The sequence below is a fragment of the Bacillus sp. AFS017336 genome (assembly GCF_002555445.1).
In the GTDB taxonomy this organism is placed as follows: Bacteria; Bacillota; Bacilli; order Bacillales; family Bacillaceae_G; genus Gottfriedia.
Window position 1 is genome coordinate 155,498 of sequence record NZ_NUCO01000011.1, and the last position, 23,802, is coordinate 179,299.

22 protein-coding genes and 1 pseudogene are annotated in these 23,802 nt (G+C 33.0%); 19 read left to right on the top strand and 4 right to left on the bottom strand.

The genetic code is table 11. The features are described from left to right. The first annotated feature begins 37 nt into the window (after window positions 1-37). The 4 genes and pseudogenes from CN601_RS05670 to CN601_RS05685 all read left to right on the top strand — a co-directional run. A complete protein-coding gene (locus CN601_RS05670; RefSeq protein WP_257131622.1) occupies window positions 38-1,672 on the top strand; it encodes a peptide ABC transporter substrate-binding protein in 1,635 nt (544 codons plus the stop codon). 303 nt (window positions 1,673-1,975) lie between these two features. Beyond that, entirely contained in the window at window positions 1,976-2,650 is a 675-nt protein-coding gene (locus tag CN601_RS05675) for an ankyrin repeat domain-containing protein (RefSeq protein WP_098170411.1), read from the top strand. Window positions 2,651-2,705: 55 nt separating this feature from the next. After that, a complete protein-coding gene (locus tag CN601_RS05680; protein WP_098170412.1) occupies window positions 2,706-3,674 on the top strand; it encodes a DUF4822 domain-containing protein in 969 nt (322 codons plus the stop codon). A 116-nt stretch (window positions 3,675-3,790) separates the two neighbouring features. Continuing rightward, window positions 3,791-4,705, top strand: a pseudogene (locus CN601_RS05685) (IS1595 family transposase); the annotation flags it as partial. Between the two features lie 118 nt (window positions 4,706-4,823). Here the strand turns inward: CN601_RS05685 and CN601_RS05690 are convergent. Continuing rightward, complete coding sequence (locus CN601_RS05690; RefSeq protein WP_098170413.1) at window positions 4,824-5,651, bottom strand: oxidoreductase; 828 nt, start codon at window positions 5,649-5,651, stop codon at window positions 4,824-4,826. A gap of 196 nt (window positions 5,652-5,847) precedes the next feature. On the opposite strand from CN601_RS05690, the gene CN601_RS05695 reads away from it, so the two are divergent. The 5 genes from CN601_RS05695 to CN601_RS05715 all read left to right on the top strand — a co-directional run bounded on the left by CN601_RS05695 (window position 5,848) and on the right by CN601_RS05715 (window position 9,859). Next, entirely contained in the window at window positions 5,848-6,414 is a 567-nt protein-coding gene (locus tag CN601_RS05695; protein WP_098170414.1) for a TetR/AcrR family transcriptional regulator, read from the top strand. 44 nt (window positions 6,415-6,458) lie between these two features. Then, a complete protein-coding gene (locus CN601_RS05700; RefSeq protein WP_098170415.1) occupies window positions 6,459-7,115 on the top strand; it encodes an NAD(P)H-binding protein in 657 nt (218 codons plus the stop codon). A gap of 812 nt (window positions 7,116-7,927) precedes the next feature. Further along, window positions 7,928-8,578: an SIMPL domain-containing protein gene (locus CN601_RS05705; protein WP_098170416.1), complete on the top strand. Its 651-nt coding sequence runs from the start codon at window positions 7,928-7,930 to the stop codon at window positions 8,576-8,578. 481 nt (window positions 8,579-9,059) lie between these two features. Beyond that, window positions 9,060-9,404, top strand: a complete 345-nt coding sequence (locus CN601_RS05710) for a Na-translocating system protein MpsC family protein (RefSeq protein WP_098120787.1) — start codon at window positions 9,060-9,062, stop codon at window positions 9,402-9,404. A 53-nt stretch (window positions 9,405-9,457) separates the two neighbouring features. Further along, window positions 9,458-9,859 carry a phosphate-starvation-inducible protein PsiE gene (locus CN601_RS05715; protein WP_098170417.1) on the top strand — a complete coding sequence of 134 codons (402 nt, stop codon included), beginning with the start codon at window positions 9,458-9,460 and terminating at the stop codon, window positions 9,857-9,859. A gap of 128 nt (window positions 9,860-9,987) precedes the next feature. Here CN601_RS05715 and CN601_RS05720 read toward each other — a convergent pair whose 3' ends face one another. Then, complete coding sequence (locus CN601_RS05720) at window positions 9,988-10,959, bottom strand: glycine-rich domain-containing protein (RefSeq protein ID WP_098170418.1); 972 nt, start codon at window positions 10,957-10,959, stop codon at window positions 9,988-9,990. Window positions 10,960-11,309: 350 nt separating this feature from the next. On the opposite strand from CN601_RS05720, the gene CN601_RS05725 reads away from it, so the two are divergent. The 9 genes from CN601_RS05725 to CN601_RS05765 all read left to right on the top strand — a co-directional run bounded on the left by CN601_RS05725 (window position 11,310) and on the right by CN601_RS05765 (window position 21,191). Then, window positions 11,310-11,744, top strand: coding sequence for a VOC family protein (locus CN601_RS05725; protein WP_098170419.1), 435 nt, complete (start codon window positions 11,310-11,312; stop codon window positions 11,742-11,744). A 251-nt stretch (window positions 11,745-11,995) separates the two neighbouring features. Continuing rightward, the gene (gene hutP, locus CN601_RS05730; protein WP_098120783.1) at window positions 11,996-12,427 is read left to right on the top strand and encodes a histidine utilization transcription antiterminator HutP; all 432 of its coding nucleotides are present in this window, start codon (window positions 11,996-11,998) and stop codon (window positions 12,425-12,427) included. Window positions 12,428-12,535: 108 nt separating this feature from the next. Beyond that, the gene (gene hutH / locus CN601_RS05735; protein WP_098120782.1) at window positions 12,536-14,044 is read left to right on the top strand and encodes a histidine ammonia-lyase; all 1,509 of its coding nucleotides are present in this window, start codon (window positions 12,536-12,538) and stop codon (window positions 14,042-14,044) included. 16 nt (window positions 14,045-14,060) lie between these two features. Then, window positions 14,061-15,719 carry a urocanate hydratase gene (gene hutU, locus CN601_RS05740; RefSeq protein ID WP_098170420.1) on the top strand — a complete coding sequence of 553 codons (1,659 nt, stop codon included), beginning with the start codon at window positions 14,061-14,063 and terminating at the stop codon, window positions 15,717-15,719. A 54-nt stretch (window positions 15,720-15,773) separates the two neighbouring features. Then, window positions 15,774-16,997, top strand: a complete 1,224-nt coding sequence (gene hutI, locus CN601_RS05745) for an imidazolonepropionase (RefSeq protein WP_218923233.1) — start codon at window positions 15,774-15,776, stop codon at window positions 16,995-16,997. Then, the gene (hutG, locus tag CN601_RS05750) at window positions 16,978-17,937 is read left to right on the top strand and encodes a formimidoylglutamase (protein WP_098170422.1); all 960 of its coding nucleotides are present in this window, start codon (window positions 16,978-16,980) and stop codon (window positions 17,935-17,937) included. The genes hutI and hutG overlap by 20 nt, the downstream gene beginning before the upstream one ends. A gap of 530 nt (window positions 17,938-18,467) precedes the next feature. After that, window positions 18,468-19,019, top strand: a complete 552-nt coding sequence (locus CN601_RS05755) for a dihydrofolate reductase family protein (RefSeq protein WP_257131625.1) — start codon at window positions 18,468-18,470, stop codon at window positions 19,017-19,019. Between the two features lie 211 nt (window positions 19,020-19,230). After that, window positions 19,231-19,560 carry an ArsR/SmtB family transcription factor gene (locus CN601_RS05760; RefSeq protein ID WP_098170424.1) on the top strand — a complete coding sequence of 110 codons (330 nt, stop codon included), beginning with the start codon at window positions 19,231-19,233 and terminating at the stop codon, window positions 19,558-19,560. A gap of 68 nt (window positions 19,561-19,628) precedes the next feature. Continuing rightward, a complete protein-coding gene (locus tag CN601_RS05765) occupies window positions 19,629-21,191 on the top strand; it encodes an MFS transporter (RefSeq protein WP_098170425.1) in 1,563 nt (520 codons plus the stop codon). Between the two features lie 200 nt (window positions 21,192-21,391). Here CN601_RS05765 and CN601_RS05770 read toward each other — a convergent pair whose 3' ends face one another. Both CN601_RS05770 and CN601_RS05775 read right to left on the bottom strand, forming a co-directional pair. Next, the gene (locus CN601_RS05770; protein WP_098170426.1) at window positions 21,392-21,841 is read right to left on the bottom strand and encodes a DUF1569 domain-containing protein; all 450 of its coding nucleotides are present in this window, start codon (window positions 21,839-21,841) and stop codon (window positions 21,392-21,394) included. Window positions 21,842-22,096: 255 nt separating this feature from the next. Then, entirely contained in the window at window positions 22,097-23,167 is a 1,071-nt protein-coding gene (locus CN601_RS05775) for a GerAB/ArcD/ProY family transporter (protein WP_098170427.1), read from the bottom strand. A gap of 313 nt (window positions 23,168-23,480) precedes the next feature. Between CN601_RS05775 and CN601_RS05780 the strand changes: the two genes are divergently transcribed. Then, window positions 23,481-23,792: a DUF3892 domain-containing protein gene (locus CN601_RS05780; protein WP_098120774.1), complete on the top strand. Its 312-nt coding sequence runs from the start codon at window positions 23,481-23,483 to the stop codon at window positions 23,790-23,792. The last annotated feature ends 10 nt before the right edge of the window (window positions 23,793-23,802 follow it).

Sequence of the window (23,802 nt, forward strand, 5' to 3'; positions counted from 1 at the left end):
TACAGAATATTATATGGATGTAAGGAGGAAGTTTTCAGTGAATCAACAAACCAAACAGTTAACAGCTATACTACTTAGCATGGGTATTGTACTTTCTGGATGTGCAACTCAAAAAGATAAGGCAACAACGGTCGAGAGCTTAAGTAAATCACATGATAAACAAGCGCTTCGTTTAGTTGAAACATCTGAGCTTTCATCAATGGATTCCTCCCTTGTGGAAGACTCTACTACTCTTAGTGTGCTAAACAATGTGATGGAGGGCTTATTCAGACAAGGAAAAGACAGCCAACCAGTACAAGGAATTGCAAAATCCTATACGGTAAGTAAAGACAAAAAGACATATGTATTTAAACTGCGAGATGCATTATGGTCGAACGGGGATCTAGTGACAGCGCATGACTTTGAATATGGATGGAAACGCACATTAGATCCAGCAACTGCTTCACAATATGCCTACATCATGTATGATGTAAAGAACGCAAAGAAGATAAATGAAAAGCAACTTCCTGTAGACCAATTGGGCGTAAAGGCGATCGATGATCATACGCTAGAAGTACAACTTGATAATCCAGTTCCGTATTTTCTGAGTTTGACAACACTTGCCCCATTCATGCCTCAGGATAAAAAAGTTGTAGAGCAGCAGGGCAAGAATTACGGAATGGAAGCAAACTCAGTCGTTTATGACGGCCCATTCAAAATGAGTGAATGGAAGCATGAACAAAGCTTTAAACTTGTGAAAAACCCAGAATATTGGGATAAAAATACAGTAAAACTAGATGAAATCAATTTTAATATTGCGAAAGATAGTGCCACAGCTATCAATCTATATCAGACAGGAGCAATTGATCGGGTAAGTCTAACTGCTGAATTTGTAGACAAGTATAAAAGCGATAAAGAATTTAAAACAGCGCAAGAAGGAAGACTTATTTATTTAAAGCTAAATAACAAAAATTCCATTTTAAAAAATGTGAATGCGCGTAAAGCAATTGATATGGGCTACAACAAAAAAGAGATTACAGACGTACTCTTAAATAACGGTTCAACACCAGCTTACTACTTTGTCGCTAAAAATTTGGCATATGGTCCAGATGGGCAAGATTTCGATGATACAACAGGAGATTTCAATAAAACGAATATTGAAAAAGCAAAGGTATATTGGGAAAAGGCAAAACAGGAGCTTGGTAAACAAACTGTTGCTATAGAGCTTTTGATCGCAGAAGACGATAGTAATAAGAAAATTTCTCAATATTTGAAGTTTGAACTTGAAAAGAATCTTCCTGGTTTAACAGTGAACATCAAGATGCAACCTGCACAACCTAAATTTGCACTCGAAGATAATCTTCAGTACGATATGTCTCTTGCAGGATGGGGACCTGATTATCCAGATCCGATGACATTTTTGGATAAATGGATAACAAACAATAACATAGCGTATTCAAATCCTAAGTATGACGAATTGATCACAAAAGCAAAAACGACGCTTCTTCAAGATCCAAAATCACGATGGAAAGCTTTAGCAGAGGCTGAAAAGCAATTGCTAGAAAAGGATGCAGCTATTTCACCTATGTATCAGAATGGTGTAGCTTATTTGGAAAAATCTTATGTGAAAAATGTATACAATCACCCATATGGGGTGAAAAATTCCTATAAGTGGGCTTACATAAAAAAATAAATGATTTAATTGAAGGAAAGAATGTTTTAGTTGTCTTTGAGTTCATCTCGGCTGTCTAATTAGACAGTCGATTTTTTTGTTCATAAACAAAAATATAAGCAAAACCTAACTATAAATAAATATTATTAAAAAATTTATACTTTGTTAAGAATTTGTTTAGTAGGAGTTTTTATTTGAGGTTTAATATAGGTTTTAGACGAACGAAGGTCTAAAAAATGAAAATTGAATGGAGTGAAATTTCCCAGGAATAAATGATAATTTTACATGATGGTATGTAATTGCAAAAGGAGGACACTGTACTTTATGTGGAAGTTAATCGCAGTTGTAATAGGCTGTACACTTTTGCTACAAGGTTGTGCCTTATTTGAAAAGGGGGAAAAAACATTGAATGAGCAACTATTTCAAGCAGCAAAGTTAGGAGAAGCGGATACTGTTAGAAAACTTATTGAGAATGGTGCGAACATTAATGCACAGGATTCAAATGGACGAACTGCTACAATGATTGCAACTTACAACAATGACGTTAAAACTGCAAAAGTACTAATTGAGGCAGGTGCAGATGTCAATATTCAAGACCATATGAAAAACAATCCCTTTTTATATGCTGGTGCAGAAGGATTAATCGATATTCTAAAGCTTACAATTAAAGCAGGTGCAGATCCAACAATTACAAACCGCTATGGTGGAACTGCATTGATTCCCGCTTCAGAACATGGGTATGTAAATGTCGTAAAAGAACTTCTTACAAATACTAAGATTAATATTAATCACGTTAATAATCTTGGCTGGACGGCCCTGTTAGAAGCGATAATTTTAAACAATGGAAATCAAACACAACAGCAAATAGTACAAACCTTAATAGATTACGGAGCAGATGTAAATATATCTGATCATGAAAATGTCACGCCATTACAACATGCACGTGAAAAAGGATTTAAAGAGATCGAAGCGATTTTAATAAAAGCTGGAGCAAAATAAACAAAGTTCAATAGCCCCATTAAATAGGAGAACTTATAAAAAGGAGAAAAATAATATGAACAAAAAAACAAAAACAATTTCATCAGTACTACTTGGAGTCACATTAGTTTTAACAGGTTGCAATACAGCAGCAAATGCACAAGTTGAACAGAACAAACAGAAGCACGAAAAGTCATATAAAATACCTAAAAAAGTAAACAAATTAACTAAAGGACAAGAAATGGCTGCTATTTTAAGCAGCACAGATTGGCAAGGTACAAGGGTTTATGATAAGAATCATCACGATTTAACGAAAGAGAACGCAAATTTTATAGGACTAGCTAAATACGATGCGAAATCTGGTAGATATGAATTTTTTGATGCTAAAACGGGACAAAGTCGTGGGGATAAAGGAACATTTTTTATTACGAATGATGGTAAAAAGAGAATTCTTATTTCAGAATCTATGAATTACCAAGCTGTAGTTGATATGGAGAAAATAAATAAAAATGTTTTTACTTATAAAAGAATGGGTAAAGATGCTAAAGGTAACGATGTAGAAGTATTCGTAGAACATGTTCCATTTAAAGGAAAGAAGCTTGCCTTTACCGATCCAGATAAGCAGTTAAATTCAACAACAGGCGATATTGTAAAAAAAGTTGATGGAGATAAAATTTTAGGCAGAACACTATGGAATGGTACAAAAGTAGTTGATGAACAAGGTAATGATGTGACTAAATTTAATACGAATTTCATTAGTTTAGCAAAATTTGATGAAAAAACGAATAAATATGAGTTTTTCAATCTTGATACAGGCGTAAGCCGAGGTGACTATGGTTACTTCGATATTGCCCACGAAAATAAAATTAGAGCACATGTTTCGATTGGAACAAATAAATATGGTGCTGTACTTGAGCTAACTGAACTTAATAATAATAAATTTACTTATAAAAGAACAGGTAAGGACAAAGATGGTAAGGATATAACAGTATTCGTAGAACATGAACCTTATAAAGGTGATTTTAAACCAATGTTTAGCTTCTAATAACGATTCATAAAAAAGAATGGAGAAATCCATTCTTTTTTTTATGACTCTGTTAAAAAAGATTGTTGATACTTTTTTGGACATTGAAAAACACACTATTTCTTGTTGTTCAACCAGGCACACTTGTGAAGGAGATTCGTGAAACTCGATTTGCAGAGGGATTCATCTGTCCGCATTGCACATGTGAGCATATCGTCCGTTTTGGTAAATATAAAGGTCGTCAAAGGTATCGTTGCAAGGCTTGTCGGAAAACATTTAACGATCTGACAAATACGCCAATGCATGGTACTCGGTTTCCTCGTTATTGGTGTGAATTTATTAAACTTATGTTTCAAGGGATTTCTCTGCGTAAATGTGAACAAATTCTTGGAGTTTCATGGGTTAGTTTATTCTATTGGAGACATAAGATTCTCAATGCATTAAAGGATATGAAAATTGATGGATTCGACGGGATTGTTGAAATGGATGAAACGTATTTCCTTTACTCTGAAAAAGGAAAAAATGGAATTACTGGTCGTAAAGCTCGTAAGCGTAGCGGAGTGTCTATTTATCGTGGGATTAGCAAGGAGCAAGTCTGCGTATTAGTAGCTCGTGATCGAACTAAACAAACCGTAGCTAAGGTTGCATGTTTAGGCAGAATCGTGAAACCGAAAGTCGAAGAAACGATTGGACATTTGTTACAACCTGATAGCATCCTTTGTACTGATGCATGGCGTGCTTACATGACTTATGCAAAAGAAAAAAACATAGAACATTATCGAATCAACTCAAAAACGACTGGGCATGTCATTAAAGGTATTTATCATATTCAAAATGTCAATGGCTATCACGCTCGTTTAAGCCAATGGATGGATCGTTTTAAAGGAGTCGCGACCAAATATCTCGATCATTATTTGGCATGGTTTCAGTTCCTTGAAATGAAAGGATTCGATGCTACCACATCAAATATTAAAGAGGTATTTGTACGAACAAGTCATTGTGACCATCATTTAACAAATGAAGGTATTCGTCAATCGAAGTTAATCATTTAATTAAGAATCTTCACTTCCTTATTCAACATATAGGCAGTTTAGTTTAAGTATATTTCTTCGCAAAGTTAAAAACACGTTTTCCTTTTCAAAAGGTCACGTGTTTTTTTGAAATTAAACTTTATTTCATTTTAAACATTTTATAGAGAATACGATCGTACATTCGATCAGAGACTAATTTTCTTAATAGCATCATTGGTTTTGCAAATTGTCCAGCTACATATCGAGTTTTTGGTTTCTTAGATTCAATCGCCTTTAAAACGATTTCTGCTATGACTTTAGGAGAAGTTGGTTTTGGTGCTTTTTTTGACATCTCTACAAAGGCTTTTGTCATATTAGCATATACTGTATGTGCAGATGTTTTCTGAAGGTTATTTAAAGTAATATCGTTCCATTCACTCTCAATTGATCCTGGTTCAATAACGATTACATCTATATTAAATTGAGCAACTTCAAATCGGAGACAATCAGAATATCCTTCAAGTGCGTGTTTTGTAGCATGATACCATGCACCTAATGGTGTATACACTTTTCCACCCATCGATGAATTATTTATAATTTTCCCTGATATTTGTTTTCTCATATGTGGTATAACTAATTGCGTTAAACGACTTAGACCAAAAAGATTTACTTCAAACTGTCTTCTTGCTTCTTCTAAAGGAACATCTTCAACAGAACCATAAGAGCCATATCCTGCATTATTAAATAATATATCGATTTTTCCTTGTTCTTGAATAATACGGTTTACACCATAAACCATGGATTGTTCATCTGTTACATCCATGGTTAAAATTTTAGCACCCTTTAATTCTAGGTCTTTCATATTTTCTATGCGTCTTGCAGCTGCATAAACCACATAACCTTTTTCTAGTAGAAGTTCTGCTGTGGCTTTACCCATTCCCGCAGATGCTCCAGTTATTAGTACGACTCCTTTACCCAACCCATTCATATTCTTCACTCCTTATTTATAATCTATATTTTGATAGTACCATTTGTATCTAATTATACAATTGTGTCTCAATACACACTTGTGTCACTTGTTCTACTGAATTATAATGATAAATAGAAATTGAAGTCAAGATGATGAGCGTAAGTGATACAGATATGAGAAAAAGGGACATTTGTTAAAAAAGGAGTTACATGTTATGCAAAATGAAAAAAGCAATAATCCGATATCAATCCGTTCGAGACAATGGATCATACAATCACTGCTAAAACTAATGGACGAAAAGCCATTTCAAAAGATAGCAATTAAGGAAATTACAGACGATGCAGGATTGGTACGAAAAACATTTTATCGTAATTTCCAATCTAAAGAAGAAGTTCTATATGAACATATTAGTGAATTAATGCAGGAGGCTGAAAAAAAATTTGAATCTTTAGAATCGCTTTTACCATACACAATGACATTAATATATTTCGAATTTTGGAAAGAACATGTTCCGTTTTTGAATCTTCTTCATAAAAATGACTTATTTATAATCTTGCTTAAACAACTGCAAGAATACGCACCGACCATTTTTGTGAAATTCAAAACTGATACTATGAGAAATTTCGATGAAACATTTTTAAAGTATTATACAGAATTTCATTCTGCTGGAATTTGGCACATGCTTGGAAAATGGGTTGAAAGTGGCACAAAAGAAACACCCGAACAATTAGCCAGAATTTATGCCGATATTTCTTTAAATAAACCACATTTAAAGAAATAAATTAAGATTTAATGGAGACTAAAAGAGAATGTGAGGGGAAGGAAATGAAAGCATTAGTAATTGGAGCAACGGGAGCGACAGGTAAAGACTTACTGGAATTATTATTAAATGATGATTCTTTTCATAATGTAGATATTTTTGTTAGACGTGCTCTTAATATCAAACATAATAAATTAAAGGTCCATGTAATTGACTTTGATAAACAAGAGCTATGGAAACATTTAGTGAAGGGAGATGTTTTGTTTTCATGTTTAGGTACTACACTTAAAGTGGCAGGGAGTAAAGAAGCTCAATGGAAAGTTGATTACGAATATCAATACCAGTTTGCTAAATTTGCTAGAGAAAATGGTGTTGATAATTATGTATTAGTATCTTCTGGTTATTCTTCATCAAATTCTCGATTCTTTTATACAAGGATGAAGGGACAGTTAGAAGAAGCTATAGAAGCATTAAGATTTCCAAAGTTGACAATCTTTAACCCACCTTTATTAATACGACAAAATACCGATCGACCAATGGAAGCTGTAAGTTTTAAAGTAATACAGTTTGTAAATAAAATAGGAATTTTTCGTTCTCAAAAACCCCTTGCGACAGATATATTGGCTCAAGCCATGATAAATTCTGCTAAAACTAAAGAAGGTGGAGTTTTTAAACTTGAGGGTAAAGCAATTTGGGAATGTGCTAAAGTTAATTATGAATAAATTTTTAAATTAGAAATCTTAGGTGGAATTATTATAACTATATACAACTAACTCAAGCATTAGTTGAATAAGATCGTAGAAGGACTGTCTAAATTGACAGTCCTTTTTGAAATATTAAATATCAACATTTTAGTTTAACAGAGCCTTTTTTATAAAGGCAATTTCATTTACCGAATTTTCCTTTTGCGATAAAAAGATATTGGCCCCTAATTATTATTAAATTCCCCCAATATATTCAGCGTATATTTTCTTGATTTGAAAGGAAATTTTGACTAAAAAGAACCAAAGATTTTTAAAAGTAGCATGCTTTTCAAGGTGAAATTAGTGAAATTCCCCCAATAGTAAATAGATACATTATCTAGTTTAATTATAGTAATTAATAACTGACAAACTATTGTTTAAAAGGAGAATTATATGCAAAACAATTGGAGTGCACCAGAATACGAAGTACCTTTAGAAATTGGGAAGCAAGCTGACCAAATTGACGAAAACTTTGATGAAGAAGAACTTAAATGATTGACGAGAAAAAACATTTTTGAATAAATTTAGTTTGTTAAAGCTTGTAGACTAGTGGGAGTTCCTAGTTTACAGGCTTTTTTTGACAGGAAAAATGTGATTACTTAAAACGAACTCTCAAATACGAGCTAACTTAGATTTTTTCACGATAAGAGGGCTCAATACATACAATAAATGGGCATTAATATAAAATTTTTTCATCTTAAAAGGATGTGATTGAGATTTATCCAGTATATAGTAATAACTTAACGGGTATTCGATCTGATTATATAGCTCCACAATATCAAAGTGGCTTCATGTCAAGAAATAGTAATCGTAATTATACGATTAAAGCAACTGGAAAAGGAGAGGTATCTGTAAAGCCAGACCAATCGTCTGTCTTACTAGGTGCTGTAGTTGAAGATTTGAGAGTACAAAACGCTCAGTCACAGAACGCGATTATTTCGAATAAAATGATCGATGCATTAAAAAGCATAGGCATTAAACAAGACGAAATTGAAACGAATTCATATACAATAGACCGAATTGTTGAATATCAAGATTCTCAGCAAATTTTTAAAGGATATCGTGTAAGTCATATTTTTAAAGTAATTGTAAAAGATCTTGCAAACGTTGGTAAAGTTATTGATGTTGCAGTTGAAAATGGAGCAAATGAAGTAAGAAATCTAAGTTTTGAACTGTCAAACCCTGATCCATATTATCAAGAGGCATTACAAAAGGCTACTTTGAATGCGAAAACTAATGCAGAAAATATAGCAAAATCACTAGGCTTATCAATCAATAGCATTCCGATTTGGATTGCTGAAGAAGGGATTCAAATTGTCCGTCCACTATCCTCACTAACAATGACTGCTGCGGCATTCAGCGGACCAACTACGCCAATCCAAGAGGGGCAAATAAAAATTACTGCATCTGTACAGGCGATGTTTAATTATATAGGTTATTAATTGAATAAACTTTTAGTTTGAAGAAATAGATTAAAGGATGATATTAATTTAGATGAAGCTGCCACCTGAGTTGTGGTTAGGATTGTTAATTAGTCTGATCTTTAAATGCATCAATATTTAGAAATATTTAATATTAACATTATGATTGTTTAATTAAAAAGTTAGAGATATAATGAATTCGAAAGATATGGAAGCATAATAATGTAATTGTTATGTGTCTATTATTTTCATTTAAATTAAATTGGATTGGTATTTTAGTAAATTTTTGCTAATTAACTATTCCACTAAGATGACAAAAAGCCACCAGTTTGGCTAATTGTCACCTTGGTGGAATTTTTTTTTTCAAAAAATGGAAAGAGGGTAGTAATTTAATTAATGGAATAGTACTTATATTTTATTCACAGAAATGTAAATAGGTTGTTGAGATCGGTGCAAGGATAAAGGTATAGCATTTTTACTATTGAAAATGAGGGAATAAGAAATGACGAAAAAAGTACATGAATTTAATGATTTAATGAGGAAACTTCGAAAGGATTTGTTTGGTAAGGGTCCAGAACGAATTCATACGGTTTTTGTTGAAAATATGGCCGTTTCAACATTATATGGTAATTTGACTCCTACTGAAAAGTTTATTTCCGGTACAATGAACGGTGCTGAAATGGTTCATACTGCACGAACAAAAATGATTCAGGATCTATACTTAAATCAACCACCCGAAGGTTTAGAAGAACTTGTCGGAGCGAAATTAGTTCATTTATTTTCAGATATGAAAGTTGAAGAGAATATAGCCATTTCGGTTTTTGTATTTGACAGAGATATTATATAGAAATAGTGTTGTTAGATGTTATTAGGGAGAAAAAAGAGGAGTGAAATGATTGAATGAGTTGGTTAAAAAATAGACAAATGCTAATCAGGCTTCATCAAACTTTGTTAAATATATCATTACTTCTACTTAGTTTGATTCTTGCATTTTTTCTTTTTCGAGAGCTTTATTATATTTTTAATGATGTTTTATTAAGTAATAAAAATGTTCATCAAATTTTTGGGAAGGTTTTGATCTTTTTCTTATATTTTGGATTCATTTCAATTATTGTTCAATATTTCAAAGAAAACTATCATTTTCCAATACGATATCTTCTTTATATTGGGATAACAGCTACTATTCGTTTTATTATTGTAAATAATGGAGAATCGGCCCATAATTTTTGGTTAGCAATTATTATTTTAGTACTGACAATTAGTTATATCATTTTACCTTTCGGGGAAACGAGAAATGGTTGAAATTATCTTATATACGAGCAGAAAAATCTTTTTTTAATTAAAGCAGTGGATTATAAACTAGATATTAACCCAACCTTAAGGTTGAGTTAATGTAATTATACTTGGATGTCAGTATTAATAGTAATAGATCAACTAGAACTTGAGCAACTTGAACTAGAACACGAAGAGTGAGAACTACTTGAACATGAAGTATGTGATGAACTAGAGCATGAAGAGTGCGAGTTTTGATGATGACTATCACTCTTGCTTGAACAATCATTTGAACTTTCATTTAATCCAAACAAAGAACTTGCAGTTAAAATTGATGAATTAATATGCCCTTCATCTGATTTTTTGCTAGAGGTTGAACGAGTAGCTGAACTTGGGCTAGATTTTTGTGAGTGGTGTTTAGTGATTTCTTCTGTTTTTCTAAGTGCTTTAGTTCTGGCTTCTTCCTTTTCTTTATCAACTAAAATTTTTTGAATTCTAGCAAACTCATTTAAAAAATTATATTTAGCTTCTGAGCTAATATGAGAAACGAAACTTAAGGTTTGAACTGTTTTGCTCGATAAATATTCTATAACACTAGCATTTTTATAATTAACAACTAAATTTCCTAAAATATAGGTATTTACAGATATAGGTTCGAACAAAGTATTATACAACAAATTGTAAACAGCTCTTACATCAGTGCCATCAGTCTTAGCTACTTGATCTTTAATAATATTTGGTTCATGGTGTATCATTTCACCACAAAAAGACTTGCAGAAGCTTTGATAACTTTTCGTAAATAAAATCATTTCATGCCAGATTTTATCAACATCCTGACTATACATTGGAACGTTTTCAAAGATTGCTGCCATTAAGAAAAAGCGTTTTAATTCTGTCTCAACAAAGGTATACTTTGCATTGCTCCAATCTTCTTTTTCCATAACTCTTTCTTTAACATTAGCTAGGAATTCCATTTTCCATGCGTTTTCTAGTCTAGAAACTAACGATAAATTAGCAAAGCTCGAATTTACCATTAAGTTGCTTGGATAAAACTTTTCATAAAGATTATTATAAAATGCATTATCATTTTTTAAATTCTTTTTAAAAAATCTTCCGAAAACTTTTTTCATATAAACCTCCTTTAATCTATTTTTAATACAATTATATAATAATAAATAAACAAAAGAAGAAAATTGTTAAGATAGGGAAATACTGTGGATATTAAAAAAGGTTGCATAAGATCAGTTTATAGGTTGGGAAAGGGATTCATTAGGCAGAAAAATACTTCATTAATCGTATGATCAGCCTATTTTAGCTTCGTTTTTATTTCAATTAACTCCGAAGTTTTTTGATATGTTAAAATATGGTACAATCTATATATTAAAAGGCTTTTCTCCAGCGGAAATAGATGATTTCGAACTGGTTTGTTTTAGTAGTTCTAAAATGAGTTAATTACAAATTGTTTGGAGGTTTTAGAGAGATGACACAGGAACAAGTAATACCCGCTGTATCAGGGCAAAGGATTATTCCATTTCTTACGTTTAGTGGTAATGCGGAGGAAGCGATGAATTATTATATTCGTACTTTTCCGGATTCAAAACTCGTTTCTCTTCGAAGATTTACAAAAGAAGACCGTGGTGTAGTGGGGAAAATCATGAATGGCATCATTGAAATTCTAGGGCAGACTTTTATGGTCTTGGATATGGATAAAGAATCTTGCCCAGATTTTACTTGGGCTGTTTCCTTTTATTTAGAATGTAAAAACGATGCAGAGTTCGATTTAATTTTTGACGGCTTGAAGAGTGATGGGAAAGTACTTATGGGACCAGTAGAAATGAATGACTTTAGTAAGGTTACCTGGGTTACTGATTGTTTTTGTGTTACTTGGCAGCTAGTGTTAAGAAAAAAATCTTAAACAAACGGCGATCAGTTATTTAAGTACCTATTTTGGTTAATCACCAAATAATTTTATTGATAATAGAAGAAAAATGGACAAGGCTTCTTAAATAATAATTTCCCAAAGAATATTTTGAATGTTCTAACAAGAATTAATAAAAAAATATTTTTTAAAAATAATAATCTGAAAATATTGAAGTTTACTAATTGTTGGCATATAATGTAATCAGATACTAGTTTATTAGAGAATTAACTAAGAGGTATTAGCGTATGGCAGAGCAAAATCAACGAATTGGTCGAACAGCAATGATGCTTGCGTTGACTGAACATGAAGAAGAATTAATGAAAAATGAAAACGTAGTTTGGTGTGTAGGTAAAGTCGGTACAATGGATTCACAAAAAGTTGTTGCTGCGATTGAAACCGCTGCCAAACAGAATGGTGTAATTAATGGAGCTCTTTATAGAGAAGTTCATTCTTTATATCATGCAACTCTTGAAGCAATTCAAGGCGTAACAAGAGGTCACGTTCAATTAGGTGACGTTCTTAGAACAGTAGGACTTAGATTTGCTGTTGTTAGAGGTAAACCGTATAAAAACGTGAACGAGGGTGACTGGATTGCAGTTGCACTATACGGTACGATTGGTGCTCCTATTAAAGGATCAGAGCATGAATCGGCAGGACTAGGTATTAATCACATATAATTGCCCATAGTTTATTAGATGATAGGGGGCTATGATTCGTAAGATTAAATTTTTACGTCTCATAGCCTCCTTCTGTGTTTTTTTACAAAATTCGGAGGTGTTTTATTAATGGTAACTTTAACTGGTAATAGCTTAACAATGGAACAAATGAAAAGTATTTTATTCGAAATGGCATATGTAAAAGCAAGTGAAGATAGCTTAGTTGCAGTAAAAGCATGTAGAGAAAAGGTAGAAGAAATCGTAAATAATGGCAAAGTTGTTTATGGTATTACTACAGGATTCGGAAAATTTAGTGATGTATTAATTGAAAAAGAAAATGTTTCAACACTTCAATATAACTTAATTGCTTCTCATGCATGCGGCGTTGGTGAACCATTCCCTGAATTAGTTTCAAGAGCAATGTTAGTACTTCGCGCAAATACGATGTTAAAAGGTCACTCTGGTGTTCGTTTAGTAGTCGTTGAAAAATTACTTTCATTAATTAATGCTCAAATTCACCCAGTGATCCCATCTCAAGGTTCATTAGGTGCAAGTGGAGACTTAGCTCCTTTATCTCACTTAGCTTTAGTTTTACTTGGTGAAGGTGAAGTTTTCTATAAAGGAAAACGTATGGAAACTGCTGAAGCTTTAGCAAAAGAAGGTATTTTACCAATCACTCTAGAAGCAAAAGAAGGCTTAGCTTTAATTAATGGTACTCAAGCAATGACAGCAATGGGTATTCTTACTTATCTTGAAGGTGAAGAGCTAGCTTATCAAAGTGAATTAATTTCTTCTATTACATTTGAAGCATTAAATGGTATTACAGATGTATTTGATGAAAGAATTCATATTGCTCGTGGATATAAAGAACAAATTGAAGTAGCTGAGCGTTACCGCAATATTTTAGCAACAAGTCAATTAACAACTAGACAAGGTGAAATCAGAGTTCAAGATGCTTATACATTAAGATGTATTCCTCAAGTTCACGGTGCTAGCTGGCAAGTTCTGAACTACGCAAAAGAGAAATTAGAAATCGAAATGAACGCAGCAACTGATAATCCATTATTATTTGGTGATGATGTATTCTCTGGTGGTAACTTCCATGGTCAACCAATCGCATTTGCGATGGACTTCTTTAAATTAGGAGTTGCTGAGCTAGCAAATATTTCAGAAAGACGTATCGAGCGTTTAGTAAACCCACAATTAAATGATTTACCACCATTTTTAAGTCCAGAACCAGGATTACAATCTGGGGCAATGATTATGCAATATGTGGCAGCGGCTTTAGTTTCTGAAAACAAAACATTAGCACATCCAGCGAGCGTTGACTCAATTCCGTCTTCTGCAAACCAAGAAGACCATGTAAGTATGGGAACAATCGGTGCACGTCACGCATACCAAATTCTACAAAATGCTAGACGAGTGTTAGCAATTGAATGTATTTGTGCAATGCAAGGTGTTGAATATAAAGGAATCGAAAAAATGTCTGAAACAACTAGAAAATTTATGGAAGATGCTCGTAAAACAGTTCCATCAATTACTAGAGATCGCGTGTTCTCTAAAGACATTGAAAAATTAACTACTTATTTAAAAGAAAATTTCATTGCTAGAAACTATACAAAACAAACACAAATTTAAGTGGGGTGGAATAAAAATGGAAATCACAAAAGGATCTTTAAAAGCACCTATAGGTACTGAGTTAAACACTAAAGGTTGGGTTCAAGAAGCAGCACTTCGTATGTTATTAAACAACTTAGATGAAGAAGTAGCAGAAAGACCAGAAGACTTAGTCGTTTATGGTGGAATCGGTAAAGCTGCAAGAAACTGGGAAAGCTTTGATGCAATTATTGAATCATTAAAGAAATTAGAGAGCGATGAAACATTATTAGTTCAATCAGGTAAGCCAGTAGCAGTATTTAAGTCTCATGAAGATGCACCACGTGTTTTATTAGCTAACTCTAACTTAGTTCCAAAATGGGCAACTTGGGAGCACTTCCGTGAATTAGATGAAAAAGGCTTAATGATGTACGGCCAAATGACTGCTGGTAGCTGGATTTACATTGGTACACAAGGTATTTTACAAGGTACTTATGAAACATTTGGAGAAGCAGCTAAGCAACATTTCGGCGGAAGCTTAAAAGGTACAATCACAATCACTGCAGGACTTGGCGGTATGGGTGGAGCTCAACCATTAGCTGTAACAATGAATGGTGGAGTTGTAATCGGAATTGATGTAGATGAAACAAGAATTCAACGTCGTATTGACACTAGATATTGTGACGTGTTAACTCACGATTTAGAAGAAGCATTAAAACTTGCTACTGAAGCTAAAAACGAAGGTAAAGCTTTAGCAATCGGATTAGTAGGTAATGCTGCTGAAATCTTACCTCAATTAGTAGAACGCAATTTTGTACCAGACTTAATTACTGACCAAACTTCAGCTCATGATCCATTAAATGGTTATTTACCAATCGGAATGACAATGGAAGAAGGAAAGAAACTTCGTGTAGAAAATCCAGATGAAGTAATTAAACGTGCAAAACATAGTATGGCTGTACATGTTGAAGCAATTTTAGCGATGCAACAACGTGGAGCACTTGCATTTGACTACGGTAATAACATTCGTCAAGTGGCATTAGATGAAGGTGTTAAAAATGCATTTGATTTCCCTGGTTTCGTACCAGCATTTATTCGCCCATTATTCTGTGAAGGTAAAGGTCCTTTCCGTTGGGTAGCACTTTCTGGTGATCCAGAGGATATCTACAAAACAGACGAAGTAATTTTACGTGAATTTGCAGATAACGAACATTTATGTAACTGGATCCGTATGGCTCGTGAAAAGGTTGCATTCCAAGGGTTACCATCACGTATTTGTTGGTTAGGTTATGGTGAGCGTGCTAAATTCGGTAAAATCATTAACGAAATGGTTAAAAATGGCGAATTAAAAGCTCCAATCGTAATTGGTCGTGACCACTTAGACTGCGGTTCTGTAGCATCTCCAAACCGTGAAACAGAAAGCATGAAAGACGGAAGTGATGCAGTAGCTGACTGGCCAATTCTAAATGCATTAATTAACGGTGTAAATGGCGCAAGTTGGGTAAGTGTACACCACGGTGGTGGAGTTGGAATGGGTTACTCTTTACATGCTGGTATGGTTATCGTTGCTGACGGTACAGATGCAGCTGCAAAACGTATTGAAAGAGTATTAACTTCAGATCCAGGTATGGGTGTTGTTCGTCACGTTGATGCAGGTTATGATTTAGCTGTTGAAACTGCGAAAGCAAAAGGCGTTAACATCCCAATGATGAAGTAGGTGTTAGAATTGAAAGCAGATATTCTTTTAACAAATATAGGTCAATTATTAACGATGGATCATGGTGATGGTCCAATTCATGGAAAAGATATGAGCAATCTACCAGTTCTTGAAAATGCAGAAATCGCATGGAAAGATGGGGAAATTATTTATATCGGACAAATGAACGTAGAAAAAATTGATGCAAAAGAAGTAATTGATTGTAAAGGTAAGCTAGTCACTCCAGGATTAGTTGATCCTCATACTCACGTGGTCTTTGGAGGATCACGTGAGCATGAAGTTAGTTTGAAATTACAAGGTGCTTCTTATTTAGAAATACTAGAAATGGGTGGCGGAATCCATTCTACAGTAAGTCAAACGAAATTAGCTTCATTTGAAGACTTAAAAAAGAAAACTGTTCAGCACTTAAATAGAATGCTTTCATTTGGTGTAACAACAGTTGAAGCAAAAAGTGGTTATGGACTTGATGAAGAAACGGAATTAAAACAACTTCGAATTGCTAAGGAATTACAAGCTGAGCATGAGATTGATTTAGTTTCAACATTCTTAGGTGCACATGCTGTACCGAAAGAGTATAAAGGAAACGAAGAAGCTTTCTTAGAAAAGATGCTTTCTTTACTAGATGTAATTAAAGAAGAAGAACTAGCAGAATTCGTAGACGTATTCGCTGAAACAGGTGTATTCTCAGTTGAACAATCAAGAGAATTTTTATTAAAAGCTCAAGAACAAGGCTTTAAAGTTAAAATTCATGCTGATGAAATTGATCCTCTTGGTGGCACTGAAATGGCAGCTGAAATTGGTGCTATTTCCGCTGATCATTTATGTGGAGCATCTGAAAAAGGTGTAGAAATGCTTGGTAAGAGCAATACAATTGGGGTAATTTTACCTGGCACTACTTTCTATTTAAATAAACCAGAATTTGCACCTGCAAGAGCAATGATTGAAAATAATGTTGCAGTTTCACTTGCTACTGACTTCAACCCAGGAAGCTGTCCAACAGAAAACTTACAATTAATTATGACAATCGCAATGCTTAAACTAAAAATGACTCCTGAAGAAATATGGAATGCCGTTACGATTAACTCATCACACGCGATTAATCGTGGAGACCAAGCAGGTAAACTACTAGTTGGTCGTAGGGCAGATGTAGTAATTTGGAATGTACCAAACTATACTTATGTACCTTACCATTTTGGTGTAAATCATGTAGAATCAGTATTTAAGAATGGTAAATTAGTAGTAAGTAGGGGTGAACACGATGTCGCTATCACATCTTAAAAAAGCAGGAGATGCAATTTTCATAGATTCACAAGTTACAAAAGCAAATGAAATCATCTCTACATGGAATGGAACAGAAGCATCAAATTTCTCAATTATCGGTGTACCATTATCTAAAACATCAATTAGTCACTCAGGTGCAAGCTTTGCGCCTGCTTCAATTCGAAAAATGCTAAGTAGCTATAGTACTTATCATATTGAAGACCATATTGATTTAAAAGATTTCAAAGTAACTGATTTTGGTGATATTACGATGCATGTGACAGATCTTGAAGAGTCTAGAAATCGTATTAGATCAACAATATCTGAATTGCTAGGCCAATATAAAGAAACGATGCCAATCATTTTAGGTGGGGATCATGGCATTAGTTTTCCAAGCATTTCAGCATTTGCAAAAGAACGCGGAACAGTAGGAGTTATCCAATTTGATGCTCATCACGACTTAAGAAATATTGAAGACGGTGGACGCTCAAATGGTACACCTTTCCGCAGTTTAATTGATGCAGGGATTCTAAAAGGTGAACATTTAGTTCAAATCGGAATCAGAAACTTCTCAAATAGTGCTCCATACACAGAATTCGGAGTAAATAACGGAGTAACGATCCACACAATGCGTGATGTTCGCGAACTAGGAATCTCAAAAATTATTAATGACAGTATCAATCATTTAGCAGACAAAGTAGATGCAATATACATTAGCCTTGATATGGACGTACTAGACCAAGCCTTCGCACCAGGTTGCCCAGCAATTGGCCCAGGTGGAATGGACAGTCAAACACTATTAGACGGCATCTGTTATCTTGCAGCACATCCAAAAGTTTGTGGAATGGATATAGTTGAGCTTGACCCAACAATTGACTTCCGTGACATGACAAGCCGAATCGCAGCACATGTTATTTTAAACTTCCTTGTTGAGAAAGTTAAATTGTTAAATAAGTAATTTGGAAAACTCGTAAACTTAGTTGTTTGCGAGTTTTTTGTTTTCGAAGAGCGGCATATGATTAGGTGAAAATAATAAATGCAGATTTAAGAAAATTTGGGGATATCTTAAAAGGAATTGACCATTAAACAACGAAATTCAGTGGTATATTTCCAGAAACGACGATTTATTTACTAGAGTAGCATGTTAATCAACGAAATTGAGGAAAATATAACGAGGATTGATGATATATCAACGAGATTAGACTGCTAATCAACGAAATTGAGGGATAAATTACGATGATCGACGATATATCAACGAGAACTGGCTGTTTATCAACAAAAATAGTAAATATATCAACAAAAACAGGCAATATATCAACGAAGTTCACAACTTTATCAATAAAGTTCACATACTGTTCGTATAGTTCTAGATACGGCCAATATGTATTTGATAACGGCAAGAGAGCTTGTTATAATAAAAATAAGAACAAACATTCGATTCGAGATGATTTCTATAAAAAAGGAGGAAGTGTTTTGACCAAAGTCGATTTGAAGAGAAAAGTAATCTTGGATTTAGCAGTTACTTTAGATGGCTTTATTGAAGGAAAGAACGGAGAAATTGATTGGTGCATTATGGATCCGGAAATGGATTTCACTAATTTCCTTGATCAAATAGATACTATTTTATATGGTCGAAAAAGCTACGATTTATGGGGAAATTATACGCCAGGAATAGATGAATCTGAAGCCGATAAGGAAATGTGGAAATTAGCACATAGTAAAGAAAAATATGTATTTTCCAGAACTCAAACTAATGAAGAGCATAAAGCAATTTATATAAATGAAAATATATCAGAAGTAGTAAATAAATTAAAAGAGCAGTCGGGTAAAGATATCTGGTTATACGGTGGTGCAAGTCTTATTACATCATTTATCAATTTGGGGTTAGTTGATGAATTTAGATTATCTATTCATCCTGTCATTTTAGGTGAAGGTAAACCTTTGTTTATTGATCTAAAACAGAGAATGAATTTAAATTTGGTTAACACGAAAACGTTTACTTCTGGAGTTGTACAAGTTATCTATCAAAGGGGATCGTAAGTAAATTTGATTATTTTTTGCTCGAAAGTAGTATATAGTTTCATTTCAATTAGTAGAAACTAATCGAGTTATTAAGAATTTTTTTACATAGTTAAATTACTTATATTGCAGAATGGCTTACTAGTATAATTAGAAAAGTCTTTAAATGAAGAAAATTAATTCGTTGACATGTGCGCACGGATGCATATAACAGAAATTAGGCGGTGAGATGATGGGAATTAATCATGATCCAAATAAATGTAAACAAATGATTGAAGATAATATAAATATTGAATTTTTTAGAGCGATTTTAGACCCAGTTCGAACTGAACTGTTGATCTTCCTTGCTATTAATGGGGAAATGGCTATTGGAGAGATAGCAGAGAATTTTCCTCAAAATCGTTCAGTTATTTCTCGTCATCTGGATTTTATGAATCGATTTAATATAGTACAAAGAAGAAAAGAAGGTCGGGGAATTTACTACAAAGCAAATAAAAAATTTATTGTCGATATCTTTGAAGAGACAGCCAATAATATGAAAGCACTCATGAGTTTGGAATAGAAGGGTGCTTTTCATTTTATATAATATGTGCATTTGTGTGCACTCAAACATGAGAGGGGGGTATTACTTTGGAAAATACAAATAGAAAATGGTGGGTTTTAATCACAGTTAGTTTAGCTGTATTTATGGCAATGCTTGATATTACGATTGTGAATGTAGCACTACCTAAGATTCAAAAAGATTTTTCATCTAATTTTTCAAATTTACAATGGGTATTAAATGCTTATACTTTAGTTTATGCTGCTATGTTATTGCCAGTTTCTAAATTAGGAGATATCATCGGGCGTAAAAAGGTGTTTCTATTTGGGTTAGGATTTTTTGTCATTGGCTCCTTAACAAGTGGTATATCAAGTAGTGATCTTTGGCTGAACATTTTTAGAGGTTTCCAAGGAATTGGCGGAGCAGCAATGATGTCTTTATCATTAACGATTGTTAGAGCTTCATTTCCTGAAAAACAAAGAGGGCTAGCATTAGGAATTTGGAGTAGTGTAGTTGGGCTTGCAATTTCCGCTGGTCCGCTTATTGGCGGTGCCTTAGTTGATAGTTTTGGATGGCGATCAATCTTTTTGGTTAATATACCTATTGGCATAGTGGCAATACTATTAGGAATTTTCTTCATACAGGAAAGCGAAAGAAAAAGTGATGAAAAAATCGATTTTTTAGGGTTTGTTTTAAGTACAGCATTCATTTTTACGATGGTATTAGCTTTAATTCAAAAAGAAATACATGAAAATTATTTGTGGACCGATTGGCATATTTTGAGTCTATTAGTTTTATCGATCATATTATTAGTTGCGTTTATTATAACTGAAAGAATTGTAAAAGAACCTATGATCGAATTATCAATTTTTAGAAATTGGTCATTTAATGGTGCTAATATTTCGGCGTTTGTTTTAGGTGCAGGTTTATATGGTGGATTCACATATTTAACTATCCTTATGCAAAATTATATGGGATATACAGCTTTTGAAACTGGCGTTAAAATGCTACTTATAAGTGGGTTTACGATAATTTTGGGCCCATTAGCGGGGATTATTTCTGGGAAAATAGGTAATCGTTGGTTGATTAGTGGTGCATTATTTATTGGAGCAATTGGCATCATGCTTATTCGCCATATGATCAAAGTTCCTTTTGAATGGAGCTATCTAATGCCTGGTTTTGTACTTTTAGGAATTAGTAATGCTTTGGTAAATCCACCAATCGCTAATGCAGCTATGAGTTCTGTTGATAAAAAACAGGTTGGTATGGCTTCAGGAATTTTAAACGTATTTCGTCAAGTTGGTATTTCATTTGGTGTGGTAATGCTAGGGATTAAATTGACAGAAGGTTATAACAGTTCATTGAATAAACATTTTATGAAAATGCAATCTATTAATACTGAATTTAAAAGTCAAATGCTCAATGTTTTTCATCATGCAGGAGCTTTTGCTGGCTCGCTAATTTTTGATAGCAAACAGGCTGAAGTATTCAAACAAATGCCAGCCTTTGAAAACATTAAACATATTGTTTATAGTGCTTTCAACGCTGGAATAAAAGATGTAAATTTGTCCATTGCGATCCTTTTACTTATTGGGTCACTAGCAGCAGCTTTACTAATAAAAGAGAAAAGAACAATTAAGGATAATAAGTAAAAGCTCTAATCAAAATAAGGTATTGTATTGATGAAGGCCATGAGTTATAAAATAAGAAAAATTTAACATATCTAGTTGAACAAAAAAGGAGTCGATGATTGACTCCTTTTTGTTTTTATCAGATTAGTGCGTTAATAAAAGGTTGTACGTTATTTCGAGTTTCCTAGTTATATGGAATTATAAAACTAAGATATAGACGACTAAACCCCAAACTGTCTTAAATGATGATCAAGATGTTTATAAATTCCAATTCCCCATTCCTTTGAGCTAAATTTACCGAAAAAAGGATGTGGATGAATTGTACATTTCTCTGGACCATCTTTTTGAAATGTAATAATTTTTTGCTTTAGTTTCTCTTTTTCTAATTCGAATTCTTTTTGATCAGTAATCAAAATGGTTGGAATAGTGGACATATTACGAGGTACTTGTTTGTCATTTGAAAAAATTGGTTTCGCAAATCTACCTACTAGCCGACCTAACAAACTTCTTGGGGGAAAAGAATTTCCCATTGCTATATCTTGGAATGCTGAGCAATGAGCTAGCATTTGGGCAACATCCATTTTTCCCCATCGCGGTTGTGAACTTGGGGTTAAGTTGTCTATACGGTTTAAAATTTCCTCTGTATTCAATTGATTAAAAATATTTTTCATCGTTAATTCCCCTTTATATGTTAACTATCATTATATTCATTTTAAAATACACTTAATCCTTCTTCAACTTGGTGGAATAACAATTCTAGCAAGTAAAATGATATTTTTTTTTAGATTAAAAAATTGCATATTGATATAAATTTTTAAATATGGGAGGGTAAAAACACTGTTTTGTTCTTTGTAAAATTAAATAAAAAAGAAGCACAAGTGTGATTTACTTGTGCCTTTTTGTGAATGAACGTATTTCTTGAAAGTTTATTTAATTAAAGCCCTAACTTTATGTATTAGCAATAGCAGAAATGGAATCATGATAATAAAAACAGGATCCAAATAATTTCCAAAATGTACGATATCTTCTCTTTTTATCACACGTAATGATATGAGTGGGTAAAATGCAAATACAATTAAAATAATGGTGAATAAAATACTATTTCTGCTTTTTACAATTACAAATAAACGCTTATGAACACTCTCACTAATGATATAAAGATAAGTAACTATTGTAGCGCAAATTTGTATTGTACACAGGCTTAAATAAATTGTATCTAAACTTTCAACCATTTTTGAGTGGTATGTTTTAAAGATATATAGAATCGGATCGATGATATAACTATTTTCTTTATTGCTTAACCTTATGTAAGAAGTAAAAATAGTAAAAGTGCAAAGTAAAGTGTTGAAAATATTTGCGAAAGTCAAAGTCATAATTTTTTTATTAGAGTTCTGAAAGCTTGGTGTTATAAATAAAAAGATTTCAAAACCTAACATTTCTATAAAAGACCAATAAGACCCAGAACCAATCTTTGAAATGGAAGATTGACCAATCGGTAAAACACTGCCAAAATGAATGTCTTTGTATGCATATATAAGAAGTAGAATATAAAAGATTAAGATAAAAGAGCATAGTATATATGTTCTAGCAATCGTTTGGAGATCTTTATTCGCTATTTGGTACGCTGTTAGTAAAAATAGGATCAGAATTAACCAAGAAGGACTTTTTGGAAAAATCCAAATTGTGATAATATCTGAAAACCTCAATGATACGACAATCACGACATATACAAAATAAAGATAATAGCAAATGTTGATACATGTCCCAATGAATGGATTTGTAATAATTTTTGTATAGTCAGTAAAGCTTTTTGTAGGGAATTTTTTATATAAACGATAATAAAGAAATAAAAGGATTTGAACAAACACGCCTCCAATTAGGCATGAAATCCATCCATCGTGACCAGCTATATTATAAATATTATTAGGCATACCGATCATACCTGAACCAAATTGTGTAAAAATCATTAAATAGAAGAGGTGTTTATTATTAATCATTTGGATTGAGTTTTTTGCATTTCTTTCCAGCTTAAAACCAACTCCTTAAAGAATCCCTCAAGCTTAATATAGTATCTCCTGAACTGAATTGGATATGTATGGAAATTCTTTGGCATCTAGAATTTGTTATAGTTTATAGGAAGTGGAAACTAAAAAAAACTGAAAAATTTTAGTGATTTAACTAGTGCAAAAATCTTACTTTAAAAACAGAAAAGACTTATTTATGATAGATTAACGTTTTCATACATTTCAGTCCAAATAGTTATACATAATCCATCAATGGCAAAACTAAATAAAAAAGGAGGAGATTAAAATGACACAAGATCGATTTGAGGAAGCCTATGATCAGTATAGAAATCAAAGTGAAATTCAACGAGGTAGGGAAGATGATACTGTAAATCAAGATAAGGAACATATTGTTGCCGTTCGTAAAAATGATGATGGCGATTTAATTGGCTTCAGAACAAGTCTTAACCGAGAATTAGATTATATTCAAGCATTAAGCGAAGCAAAAAATGGAAATTTAGCACATGTAGATGTAATCCATAAATATGGCAGAGACATTCTTAGAAGTGAACCGGACGGCATTGCAGAAAACAATTTAAGTAATCTGCCGGAATTTTAAACTAAAAAAA